13 protein-coding genes are annotated in these 11,491 nt (G+C 68.2%); 10 read left to right on the top strand and 3 right to left on the bottom strand.

The window, feature by feature from the left end; genetic code table 11:
• From ACE3SS_RS04550 to ACE3SS_RS04515, 8 genes are all read left to right on the top strand, one after another.
• On the top strand, window positions 1–497 hold a 497-nt coding region (locus tag ACE3SS_RS04550), incomplete at its 5' end, for a S1 RNA-binding domain-containing protein (protein ID WP_374591802.1).
• Window positions 498–645: 148 nt separating this feature from the next.
• The gene (locus ACE3SS_RS04545; protein WP_374591800.1) at window positions 646–975 is read left to right on the top strand and encodes an integration host factor subunit beta; all 330 of its coding nucleotides are present in this window, start codon (window positions 646–648) and stop codon (window positions 973–975) included.
• 11 nt (window positions 976–986) lie between these two features.
• Window positions 987–1,301 (top strand): lipopolysaccharide assembly LapA domain-containing protein, encoded by a 315-nt coding sequence (locus ACE3SS_RS04540; RefSeq protein ID WP_374591798.1) that lies wholly within the window; start codon window positions 987–989, stop codon window positions 1,299–1,301.
• Window positions 1,302–1,334: 33 nt separating this feature from the next.
• Window positions 1,335–2,492 carry a lipopolysaccharide assembly protein LapB gene (lapB, locus tag ACE3SS_RS04535; protein ID WP_374591796.1) on the top strand — a complete coding sequence of 386 codons (1,158 nt, stop codon included), beginning with the start codon at window positions 1,335–1,337 and terminating at the stop codon, window positions 2,490–2,492.
• Complete coding sequence (locus ACE3SS_RS04530) at window positions 2,492–3,277, top strand: polysaccharide deacetylase family protein (RefSeq protein ID WP_374591794.1); 786 nt, start codon at window positions 2,492–2,494, stop codon at window positions 3,275–3,277. The genes lapB and ACE3SS_RS04530 overlap by 1 nt, the downstream gene beginning before the upstream one ends.
• Window positions 3,278–3,281: 4 nt before the next feature.
• Window positions 3,282–4,391 (top strand): glycosyltransferase, encoded by a 1,110-nt coding sequence (locus ACE3SS_RS04525; protein WP_374591792.1) that lies wholly within the window; start codon window positions 3,282–3,284, stop codon window positions 4,389–4,391.
• Entirely contained in the window at window positions 4,388–5,512 is a 1,125-nt protein-coding gene (gene waaC / locus ACE3SS_RS04520; RefSeq protein ID WP_374591790.1) for a lipopolysaccharide heptosyltransferase I, read from the top strand. The genes ACE3SS_RS04525 and waaC overlap by 4 nt, the downstream gene beginning before the upstream one ends.
• The gene (locus tag ACE3SS_RS04515; protein ID WP_374591788.1) at window positions 5,509–6,603 is read left to right on the top strand and encodes a glycosyltransferase; all 1,095 of its coding nucleotides are present in this window, start codon (window positions 5,509–5,511) and stop codon (window positions 6,601–6,603) included. Before waaC ends, ACE3SS_RS04515 begins: the two co-directional genes overlap by 4 nt.
• A 27-nt stretch (window positions 6,604–6,630) precedes the next feature.
• On the opposite strand, the gene gmhB is transcribed toward ACE3SS_RS04515, so the two are convergent.
• Genes gmhB through ACE3SS_RS04500 form a run of 3 tightly spaced genes read right to left on the bottom strand, consistent with a single transcriptional unit; the run spans window position 6,631 to window position 9,273 of the window.
• Entirely contained in the window at window positions 6,631–7,725 is a 1,095-nt protein-coding gene (gene gmhB / locus ACE3SS_RS04510) for a D-glycero-beta-D-manno-heptose 1,7-bisphosphate 7-phosphatase (protein ID WP_374591808.1), read from the bottom strand.
• Window positions 7,726–7,736: 11 nt separating this feature from the next.
• The gene (rfaE1, locus tag ACE3SS_RS04505) at window positions 7,737–8,693 is read right to left on the bottom strand and encodes a D-glycero-beta-D-manno-heptose-7-phosphate kinase (RefSeq protein ID WP_374591786.1); all 957 of its coding nucleotides are present in this window, start codon (window positions 8,691–8,693) and stop codon (window positions 7,737–7,739) included.
• A gap of 1 nt (window position 8,694) precedes the next feature.
• Entirely contained in the window at window positions 8,695–9,273 is a 579-nt protein-coding gene (locus tag ACE3SS_RS04500; protein WP_374591784.1) for an SIS domain-containing protein, read from the bottom strand.
• A 146-nt stretch (window positions 9,274–9,419) separates the two neighbouring features.
• On the opposite strand from ACE3SS_RS04500, the gene ACE3SS_RS04495 reads away from it, so the two are divergent.
• Together ACE3SS_RS04495 and ACE3SS_RS04490 are read left to right on the top strand one after the other, a co-directional pair.
• A complete protein-coding gene (locus tag ACE3SS_RS04495; protein ID WP_374591782.1) occupies window positions 9,420–10,415 on the top strand; it encodes a glycosyltransferase family 9 protein in 996 nt (331 codons plus the stop codon).
• 41 nt (window positions 10,416–10,456) lie between these two features.
• Window positions 10,457–11,491, top strand: a complete 1,035-nt coding sequence (locus tag ACE3SS_RS04490) for a glycosyltransferase family 9 protein (protein ID WP_374591780.1) — start codon at window positions 10,457–10,459, stop codon at window positions 11,489–11,491.

Raw genomic sequence — 11,491 nt, 5'->3', positions numbered from 1 at the left:
CTTGGAACGAGCCCGGCGAAGCTGCCGTGCGCAACTACAAGAAGGGCCAAGAAGTCGAGGCCGTGGTGCTGGGCATCGACGTCGAACGCGAGCGCATCAGCCTGGGCATCAAGCAGCTCGACGCTGATCCGTTCACCAACTACACGGCTGTCAACGATCGCGGCGCGACCGTGACCGGCACCGTGAAGACGGTCGACGCCAAGGGCGCCGAGATCCAGCTGGCTGACGAAGTCATCGGCTACCTGCGCGCTTCCGAAATCAGCCGCGACCGCGTCGAAGACGCCCGCAACGTGCTGAAGGAAGGCGACGAAGTCACCGCCCTGATCATCAACGTGGACCGCAAGACCCGCGGCCTGCAACTGTCGATCAAGGCCAAGGACAACGCCGAGCAGCAAGAAGCCATGCAACGCCTGTCGGCCGAAAACGCCGGCACCGCTGGCACCACCAGCCTGGGCGCCCTGCTCAAGGCCAAGCTCGACAACCAGAACAACGGTTGATCGACGCCCGGGTTGTCGCGCTCGCCTACCGGCTGGCGCGGCAACCTGGCAGCCCGCTTTCATCAAACCCTTGATGGCGGCGGCTGCGATGAGCCAGCCCGTTTGCCGGCGAGCTCATCACAGCCTCTTCCAGAATTTTGATTCGCGCATGACCCGTTCCGACCTCGTGGCATTGTTGGCCGAACGCTTCAGCCAATTGACTCACCGCGACGCCGAGTTCGCGGTCAAGACCATGCTCGACGCCATGTCCGACGCCCTGGTGCGCGGCCACCGCATCGAGATCCGCGGCTTCGGCAGCTTCCAGGTCAACCGCCGCCCGCCCCGCATGGGCCGCAACCCGCGCTCGGGCGAGCAGGTGCTGATCCCCGAGAAACTCGTGCCACACTTCAAGCCTGGCAAGGCGCTGCGCGAAGCCGTTGACGCGCAGGCTGCATCGGCCCACCCACCCACCAACACGATTCCGCCCACCGAAGCCTGATCCAGCCTGTCATGCGTACCCTCACCTGGCTGCTGCGCGCCGCGATCTTCTTCGTGTTGTTCGCCTTTGCGCTGAACAACCAGCACCAGGCGGTGGTGAAGTGGTTCTTCGGGGCGCAGTGGCAAGCTCCCATGGTCTACGTGGTTCTGGCTGCCTTCGGCCTGGGCTGCGCTTTTGGCGTGCTGGCCATGGTTCCGAGTTGGTGGCGCCACCGCCGCATCGCGCGCCAGCGCCCCATCACCAGCGTGCCGGCAGCCGCACCAAGCCCCGATGCGCCAGCTCCAGCCGAGCCGCTGCCCACGCACCCGCCGCGTGAAGGCCTCTGAGCCGCGCCGGCCTCCCGCTGAAAAGACGCCCTCGTGGACTTCGACTTTCAATGGCTGCTGTTCGCCTTGCCCGTGACCTTCGCGCTGGGCTGGCTGGCCTCGCGCTTCGACCTGCGCCAGTTCAAGCGTGAAGAACAACCCTCGCCCAAGGCCTATTTCAAGGGTCTGAACCTGCTGCTCAACGAACAGCAGGACAAGGCCATCGACGCCTTCATCGAGGCCGTACAGCACGACCCGGACACGTCGGATCTGCACTTCGCGCTGGGCAACCTGTTTCGCCGTCGCGGCGAGTACGAACGCGCCGTGCGGGTCCACCAGCATCTGCTGGGCCGGGCCGACCTGCCGCGCGCCGAGCGCGAGCGCGCCCAACACGCCCTGGCGCAAGACTTCTTGAAAGCCGGCTTGTTCGATCGGGCCGAAGAAGCCTTCACCGCCCTCGAAGGCACGGCCTTTGCCACCGATGCCCGGCTGGCTCTGCTGACGCTGTTCGAGCGCACCCGCGACTGGCACAAGGCCATTGATGTGGCACGCCGCCTCGAAGCGGCCGGCGCGGGCTCGTTCTCGCAGCGCGTGGCGCATTACTGGTGCGAGCTGGCGCAAGAGGCCGACGCGCGCGGACACGCCGAAGAAGCCGATGCCGCGCTGGCCAAGGCGCGCGAAGCCGCCCCGCAAGCCGCTCGCGCGCTGGTGATCGCGGGCCAGCGCCAGTCGCGCGCCGGGCAGCACGCGCAAGCGCTCGCCTCGTGGAGCGAGCTGATCGCCGTCCAGCCCAACACCTTCGCGCTGATCGCGGGAGACTTCGCCAAGAGCGCTCTCGCCTGCGGGCAGCAGGCCGAAGCGCTGGCCAAGCTGCAGAACGTGTATGAGCGTGTGCAGTCCATCGATGTACTGCAAGCCATGGCCAAGCTGCAAGGCGATGCCGACACGCGCCGCGGCGCGCTGCTGGCGCACCTCAAGACGCATCCCTCACTATCGGCCTCGCTGGGCTTGATTCAAGAGCGTCTGACCTCCGGCCAACCGATGGCGGACACCGAAGTCGAATGCCTGCAGCGCGCCGTGACGGTCGCCGCCAAGCCCTTGCAACGCTACCGCTGCGCGGCGTGCGGCTTCGAAGCCCAGCATTACTTCTGGCAATGCCCCGGATGCCAAGGCTGGGAAACCTACCCGCCGCATCGCCTGGAAGACCTCTGATGCCCGCGCCGTCGTCCCCCTCGCTCGCCCGGCCACCCGCCACGCCGCCGCTGTCGATCCTGATGTATCACCAGATCGGCCTGTATCCGCGCCCCGACGCGCACCGCGCCTTGTTCTGCAACATCGACCGCTTCAAGGCCCAGCTGCGCTACCTGAAGCGGGCCGGCTTCGACGTCATCAACCTCACCCAGGCCCGCGCGCGGCTGTTTGAAGGCCGCCCGCTCACGCGCCGCTCGGTGGTCATCACCGTGGACGACGGCTACGACGACTTTCGCGAGCACGCCTGGCCGGCGCTGCAGGCCGAGGGGCTGTCGGCCACCGTCTATCTCGTCAGCTCGCTGATCGGCAAAACCGCCAGCTGGCTGACCGATTGGCCGCAGCAACCCAAGTTGATGGACGCCGCCGCCGTGCGCCAGTTGCGCCAAGAGGGTTGCGACTTCGGCTCGCACGCCGCCACGCACCCGCGCCTGTCGCGCCTGAGCGCCGCGCAGCAACGCGCCGAGATCTTCGACAGCAAGGCCGCGCTCGAAGACCTGCTGGGCGAGGCCGTGCCCGACTTCTGCTACCCCTACGGCGACTACTCGCTGCGCGCGCGCGATCTGGTGCAAGAAGCCGGCTACCGCACCGCCACCACCTGCATCCGCGGCGCGGGCAATTTGTCGGACAACCCCTTCGAGCTCACGCGCAAGGCCATTTCTTACGGCGACAACCTGCTCGGCTTCGCCTGGAAGCTGCACGCCAAGCAGGCCCGCAAAGGCCAGGGCGCGCTGCCGGATCAGGCCTGACGCGATGCGTATCGTCCACGTCTTGCACAGCCACGGCTACGGTGGCGCCGAAAACCATGCGCTGATGATGATGATCGGGCAGCGCGCCGCAGGGCACGAGGTGCACTTCGCCGGCCCGCTCGATTCGTGGATCGGCCGCGCCTGCGCCGAGCACGGCATCGCCGCCACCCACATCGGCATGCATGGCTTGTATGACGTGGTCTCGCACTTCAAGCTCGCGCGCCTCGTGCGGCAATGGCGCGCCGATATCGTGCACGGCCACCTGATTCGCGGCGCGATGTACGCCGGCCGCGCCGGGCACCGCCACCGCAAGCCGCTGGCCGTGTGCACCGCGCACGCCACCACGGCCAAGACGCACATGCAGCGCTGCGCCCAGATCATTGCCGTATCGGGCGCGGTACGCGACAACCTCGCGCGCGCCGGCTACGACGCTGCCCGCATCAGCGTGGTCCACAACGGTGTGCCCGACAGCCCGTTCAATCACGCCGACGCAGCGGGCCGCGCGGCCCTGCGCGCCGAGCTGGGCATCCCCGACGGCGTGTTCGCGGTGGTCAACGCGGGCCGTTTCATCCACGACAAGGGGCAGGACCTGCTGATGCTGGGGCTGGGTCGCACGCCGGGCGATGCGGCATCGGGCGTGCACCTGTACCTGATCGGCGACCCGGACACCGAATTCGGCGCGATCCTGCGGCAGCGGGTGCAGATCGTGCGTGACATCGACGTGCCGCTGGGCAACCGCATCCACCTGCTGGGTTACCGCAAAGATGTGCAGCGCATCCTGCCGGCCTTCGATGCCTACGCGCTGGCGTCGCGCCGCGAGGCGCTGCCGCTGTCGCTGGTCGAGGCCTTTGCCGCGCGCTTGCCGGTCGTCGCCACCACGGTAGGCGGCGTGCCCGAGATCGTGTTGCACGAGCAAACCGGCCTGCAGGTGCCGTCCGACGACGCCAATGCCTTGGGCGACGCCATCGCCCGGCTGCATGCCGACCCGGCGCTGGCATCGACGCTCGCGCAAGCTGGTCGCCGCCAGTTCGAACAACATCTGACGGCCGATCACATGGTCGAGCAGACGCTGGCGGTCTACGCCCAGGCGCTGCAACGCGAAGCTGCCCGATGACCGCGCCGAGCAAGGCCACCCACCCCGCGCCACGCCGCATCCTGATCGTGCGGCTCTCGGCGCTGGGCGACATCGTCATGGCCTCGGGCCTGATCACCGCGCTCAAGACGCTCTACCCCCATGCCGAGCTGAGCTGGGTCTGCGAGGCCGGCTGCGTGCCGCTGCTCAAGCACAACCCGCGGCTCAAGCAGGTCATCGTGTGGCCGCGCGGCGAGTGGCAGAGCCTGCTCAAGGCCAAGCGTTACGTGGCGCTGTGGCGGGCCATCCGCGCGTTTCGCGCCCAGCTGCGCGCCGAGCAGTTCGACCTCGTGCTCGACGGTCAAGGCTTGCTCAAGAGCGGTCTGATCGCCTGGCTGACGGGTGCGCCGCGCCGCGTGAGCATCATCGCCCGCGAAGGCAGCCACCGGCTGGTGCACGAGGTGGCCACACCCACGCCGGGCGCCGACCCGGTGATGGGCTCCGAATACCGCTACCTGGCGCACTACCTCGGCGCGCCGGTCGGCAGCTTCGTGCACGATCTGGCCGTGGGCGCCGAGCCTCAGGCCCGGGCGCGCAGCGTGTTGCAAGCGGCGCGGCTGGCCGCTCGTGCCGATGACGCCAATGCCCCTGCCGCGCGACCTTTGGTCGTGCTCGCGCCGTTCACGACGCGCCCGCAAAAGCATTGGGTCGAATCAAATTGGACCGAGCTGGCGCAGGCGCTGATCGAGCACGGCCTGCAACCCGTGGTGCTGGGCGGCCCGGCCGATCGCGAGGCGGCCGAGCGCATCTGCCAAGGTTTGCCGCAGCTCATCAACCTCGCGGGGCAACTCAAGCTGGATGAGAGCGTGGCGTTGATCGCCGACGCGCAACTGCTGATCGGCGTGGACACCGGCCTCACGCACATGGGCTCGGCGCTGCGCGTGCCCACCGTGGCGCTGTTCGGCTCGACGCGGCCTTATCTGCAAGGCCCCGCCGCCCGCACGCGCATCTTGTACGACGCCCTGCCCTGCTCGCCCTGCCGCCGCCGCCCCACTTGCAACGGCGCGTTCACCTGCATGAAGCAGCTCACCGTCGAGCGCGTGCTGCAGGCCGGCCTAGGTCAATTGGCGCTATCGCAGCCACAGGCGGAGCCCTCTGCATGAAAGTGCTGCACGTCGAAGCCGGCAAGCACCTCTACGGCGGCGCGCTGCAGGTGGTCTTCCTGCTGCGCGGCCTGAAAGCACGCGGGGTGGACAGCGTGCTCGCCTGCCCCATCGGCAGCGCCATTGCGCAAGAGGCCGCGCCACATGCCCGCGTCGTCGAGATGACGATGAAGGGCGACGCCGACCTGGGCCTCGTGGGCCGCCTGCGCCGCCTGATCCGCGAGATCAAGCCCGACGTGGTGCACCTGCACAGCCGGCGCGGCAGCGACCTCTGGGGCGCCATCGCGGCCCGCCTCGAAGGCGTGCCCGTGGTGCTGAGCCGGCGCGTTGACAACCCTGAATCGCGGCTGGTGGTGAAGCTCAAATACCGGCTCTACGACGAGGTGGTCACCATCTCGGACGGCATCCGCCAGGTGCTGCGCGCCGAGGGCGTGCCCGAGCACAAGCTGCATTGCGTGCTCAGCGCGGTGGACACCGAGCGCTATCGCCCCGAGCGCCACCACCTCGCATGGTTTCGCGAGCAGTTCGGGCTGAGCGACACCACGCTCACCATCGGCATGGTCGCCCAGTTCATCCCGCGCAAGGGTCACGGCACGCTACTCGACGCGCTGCCGCAGGTGATCGCCGCGCACCCCGACTTGAAGGTGCTGCTGTTCGGGCAAGGCCCGCTGCACGACGAGATCACCGCGCACGTGCAGGCTGATGCCACGCTGGCCCGCCACGTGATCCTGCCGGGTTTTCGCAAGGACCTCGACCGCATCCTGCCCTGCCTCGACGTGCTGGCGCACCCCGCCTTCATGGAAGGCCTGGGCGTGTCGCTCTTGCAAGCAGCGGCCTGCGGCGTGCCGCTGATAGGTGGACGCGCCGGCGGCATCCCCGAGATCGTCCAGCCCGGCCTCAATGGCGAGCTGATCACGCCGGGCGATACGGCCGCGCTGACGCGCGAGCTCAACAAGCTGCTGGACTCAGCCGACCTGCGCCAGCGCTACGGCCAGGCCGGGCGGCAGTGGGTGGAGCAGCACTTCTCGATCGACGCGATGGTCGAGGGCAATCTGGCGGTGTACCGGCGCGCCATCCAGCGCACCACCTAATGCACCACCTAGCGCAGCGTCAGGCGATCAAGCTGACCGCAGCAAGGTCTCGACGCACTCGGCGAGGTTCTTGAACGCCGCATCGGCGTTCGCCGCCTCACCCGCGTCGGCCGACTCGGCGTTGTCCGACTGCACGAGATAGGCGTGACCCAGCCCGGCGGCCCGCGCAGCTTCGATGTCCGACGCCTTGTCGCCCACCATGAACGAATCCTTCAACGACAAGCCATGCTCGCGCACCGCCTGCAGGATCATGCCGGGCTCGGGCTTGCGGCAATCGCAATCCACGGCCAGCTCGGGCACCGAGCCCTTGGGGTGGTGCGGGCAGTGGTAGACCGCCTCGACGCCCGCGCCTGCCGCGGCCAGCGCGTCGCGCATGTGGCGGGTCAGCTCTTGATACTGCGCCTCGGTGTACAGGCCGCGCGCCAGGCCCGACTGGTTGGTGACGACGATCAGCACGTAGCCCGCCTGGCGCAGGCGCCGCATGGCCTCGACGGCGCCGGGCACGAACTCGAATTCGTCCCAGCGATGCACGTAAGCGCGATCGAGGTTGATGACGCCGTCGCGGTCCAGAAAGACGGCCTTGCGCGGCGACGTCAGCGCCGAGCGGTGCTGCGTGGCTGCGGCGGCATCGGCGGCTTGGCCGGCGCGGATGCGCTGCACGAGCGCGGTGGTCGAGTAGCCATCGACAAACGGAATGGCCAGCGCATCGCCGCCCCACGAGCGCACCACGGCCGTCTCTTCGAGCGTTTCCATGTCGTAGTCGCCGCCCTTGACGTAGAGGTCGGGGCGCGCTTCCTTGATCAGTTGCACCGGCGTGCGCTCGTCGAAGTAGGTGACCAGCGAGACGGACGCCAGCCCGGCCAGCACCACGGCGCGATCTTCGGCGCGGTTGAGCGGGCGATCGGGCCCCTTGCCCAGCGTGCGCGCCGAGGCGTCGGAGTTGACGGCCACCACCAGCGAGCCGCCCAGTTGGCGCGCCGCGTGCAGGTAGTTCACGTGGCCGCGATGCAGCACGTCGAACACGCCGTTGGTGAACACCACGGGCTTGGGCAGCTCGGCCACGCGCCGCGCGGCGTCTTCACGCGAGCAGACCTTGTCGAGCAGCTCGGGCGTGTGATGCATCTGGCTTGTGCTCATGCCGCAGCCAGCTCGTCGTAGCTCACCGTGGCCGTGCCGAACTTGGCCACGACGACCGCGCCGGCGCGGTTGGCCTGCACCATCGCGTCGTGCCAGCCCAGACCGCAGGCCAGCATCACGGCCAGCGTGGCGATCACGGTGTCGCCCGCGCCGGTGACGTCGGCCACTTCGCGGGCCAGGGCTGGCGCATGCGTGGCCCCGTGCTCGTCGAACAGGGTCATGCCTTCTTCAGAACGCGTGAGCAGCAAGGCTTGCAGACCCAGCTGGCGTCGCAGGCCCTGGGCCTTTTCTTCCAGCTCCGCCTCGCTCTGCCACGAGCCCACGACCTGGGCCAGTTCGGCGCGGTTGGGGGTGATCACGCTGGCACCGGCGTAGCGCTGGTAGTCGCTGCCCTTGGGGTCGATCAGCACCGTCTTGCCAGCCTGCCGGGCCAATTCGATCATGCGCGGGATGTGCGCCAGGCCGCCCTTGCCGTAGTCTGAAAACAGCACCACGTCGTGCCGCGCCAGCTCGCGCTCGAAGTCGCCGAGCATCTGCGCCAGCACTTCGTGGTTCGGTTCCTTCTCGAAGTCAACGCGCAAGAGTTGCTGGTTGCGCCCGATCACGCGCAGCTTCACGATGGTCTGCATGGCGTCGTCCTGCCCCAGCACGGCCTCGACGCCATGCTCGGCCAGCAGCTGGCGCAAGCGCTTGGCGGGCTCGTCATTGCCGACCATGCTGAGCAAGGTGGCCTGCGCGCCGAGCGTCTTGGCGTTGAGCGCCACGTTGGCCGCGCCGCCCACCCGTTCTTGCTCGCGGGCAACGCGCACCACGGGCACGGGGGCCTCGGGCGAGATGCGATCGACCGCGCCGAACCAGTAGCGGTCGAGCATCACGTCGCCCACCACCAGCACGCGTCGCGCGGCCACTTCTTGTTGCGCCGGCAACGGCGCCTTGCGTGCATCGAGCTTCACGTCAGGCCAGTCCCAGTTGTTGCTCGACCAGGCCGCACAGGGTGTGGCCGATCAGGATGTGCGCTTCTTGAATGCGGGCGGTGATCGTGCTGGGCACGACGATGGCCACGTCGCAAAGCGGCGCCAGCACCCCGCCGTCGCGCCCCAGCAGGCCGACGACACGCACGCCGGCGCGGCGGGCTTCTTCGACCGCGCGGATCACGTTGCGCGAATTGCCAGAAGTCGAGATACCGATGAGCACGTCGCCCGCACGGCCCAGGCCGGCCACTTGCCGAGCAAAGACTTCGTCGAACGAGTAATCGTTGCCGATGCAGGTGAGCGCCGAGGTGTCAGTGGACAAGGCCACGGCGGCGAGCGGGCGGCGGTCTTTGATGAAGCGCCCCGTCAATTCAGCGGCCAGATGCTGGCTGTCGGCGGCGGAGCCCCCGTTGCCGCAGAACATCAGCTTGCCGCCGGCCTTCAGTGCGTCGCCAGCCAGTGAGCCAGCTTGCTGCACCACGCCCGTCAAGCTGCCCAGGTTGCTGAATAACTGCTGGTGCTCAGCCAAGTTGTGCTCGAAAAGTGTGCTCATCGCGGTCATACCTCAGTGGATTCGTATTGTGGCACCCTGACTGCACGGCCTCGCCAAACCCTCCGAGATACACCTGGCAAGCAGGGCAAAATAGCAGGTTGTCTCTCGTCGCCCAGCTCATGCCCAAATCACCCGCCCCTTTGCCCAAAACTGTCGTGCTGCTGCAATACACCGGCATCGGCGACGTGATCTGGCACATCCCCTACTTCGAGGCCGTGGCCAAGGCCAGCCAGGGCGGGCGCATCACGCTGGTGGCTCAGCCATCCACCCAGGCCCGGGTGCTGCTGGCGCATGTGCCCTGGATCGAATCCTTCATCGACCACGACTACCGCCCGCGCCTGAGCGACCAGCGCCGCGGCCAGCACGGTGGCCTGCGCGGCATGCTGAACATGGCCCGGACCCTGCGCGCCGGCCACTTCGACCGCATCGTGGTGTTCTCCGGCCGCGCCAGCCGGGGCCTGCTGGCGGCCCTGAGCGGCATCCCGCGCCGGCTCGGTTATGGCTACCGCTTCTGGCAACGCATCTTTCTCAATGAAGGCCCGTATATCCGGCCGCACACCAGCGGCTCGGTCGAAGCCTACCCGGAGGCATCCGCCTTTTGCGTAGCCCACGGCTTTTGCGAGGCGCCCATCGTGCCGCGCTTCTCCGCGCCGCCCGCGATGGTCGAAGCCATGCGCTCGCGGCTGGCCTCGTTGCCTCGGCCGCTTTATGCGCTGGCCATCGGCACGTCAGAAGAGCGCAAGCAATGGGGCGAGCAGAACTTCGCCGAACTGGCCACGGCACTGTGCGCGCAAGGCGCAGGTGTGCTGATACTCGGTGGCCCCAAAGAAGCCCAGCTGGCGCAGGACATCATGGGTCGCATACCTGCGGACCGGCGCGCGCAAGTGCAGGTACTGACCGACGCGCCCCTGCTGGGCAGCGTGGCGGCCTTGCAAGTGGTGGACGCCTGCGTCGGCAACGACACCGGCATGATCCAGATTTCCGCCGCGGCCGCGAAGCCGACCTTTGCCTTGCTCGGCAATCGCCCGCCTCTCGATCACGATCCGCTGATGGTCGGCATTCATGCGCCGGCGCTCGCCGATGTCAGCGTGGCCCAGGTGCTGGCGGCCATCGCCAAGCACGCCCCGGCAAGCACCTCTCGACCCGCCTGATGGATCAGCATCGTCACCTCATCCCAACCATGCCGGATCCCATGCCCCACGCCTCCGCCGCACCCCAGCCAGACCCTCGCCCGCACACGGTCGTGCTGCTGCAATACGCCGGCATCGGCGACCTGATCTGGCACATCCCCTACTTCAAGGCGGTTGCGGCGCAAAGCCGCGAGGGTCGCATCACTCTGGTAGCACAGCCGTCGACCCTGGCTCGCCAGTTTCTCGGCGAGGAGCCCTGGATCGAACACATCATCGACCACGACCATCGACCGCGCCGCACCGAAAAGCGCAAGGGCAAGCATGCCGGTCTGGCGGGCATGTGGCGCATGGCGCAGGAGCTCAGGGCAGGCCGATTCGATCGCATCGTGCTGTTCTCGGGCCGCCCCAGTCGCGGCCTGATCGCCGCGCTCAGCGGCATTCCGCAGCGCCTGGGCTTCGGCTACAACCGGCTGCAACGGCTCTTCCTGAACCAGCCGCCTTACATCGAGCACTACCGTGGCCCGTCGTTGCAGTTCTACCCCGAAGCCAGCGCCTTCGCCGTCGCGCACGGGTTCTGCGCCGAGGCTCTGGTGCCCCGCATCGAGCCGCCTGCCGCATGGGTCGAGCGACTCACGGCCAGACTAGCGCACCTGCCCCGTCCTCTTTATGCCTTCGCGATCGGCTCGTCCGAAACCTACAAGCAGTGGGGCGCGAAAAACTATGCCGACCTCGCCACCCGCCTGAGCCGAGAGGGTGCCGGCGTGTTGCTGTTGGGCGGCCCGGGCGAGCGCCAGCTGACACGAGATATCCTGTCGCTGATCCCCCCCCCCGAAGCTGGCAACGTGCTCGAGGTTACCGACGTGCCGGCTTTGGGCAGCGCCGCGGCGCTGAGCGTGGTCGACATCTGCGTGGGCAACGACACCGGCATGGTCAACGTGGCCGCTGCGGTCGAGCGCCCCACCTACGTCATCATCGGCCCGCGCCCCACGCTCGATCACGACCCGTTGATGCATATGGTCAAGGCGGCCAAGCTGTCCGACATCTCGGTTGACCGCGTCTTCGGCTTGCTGCAAGACGCACGGCCCAAGCAGTCCTAG

Source organism: Aquabacterium sp., from assembly GCF_041915145.1.
Lineage (GTDB): Bacteria > Pseudomonadota > Gammaproteobacteria > Burkholderiales > Burkholderiaceae_C > Aquabacterium.
The sequence above is the reverse complement of the archived record's forward strand: the minus strand, read 5'-3'. Positions and strand labels throughout refer to the sequence as shown.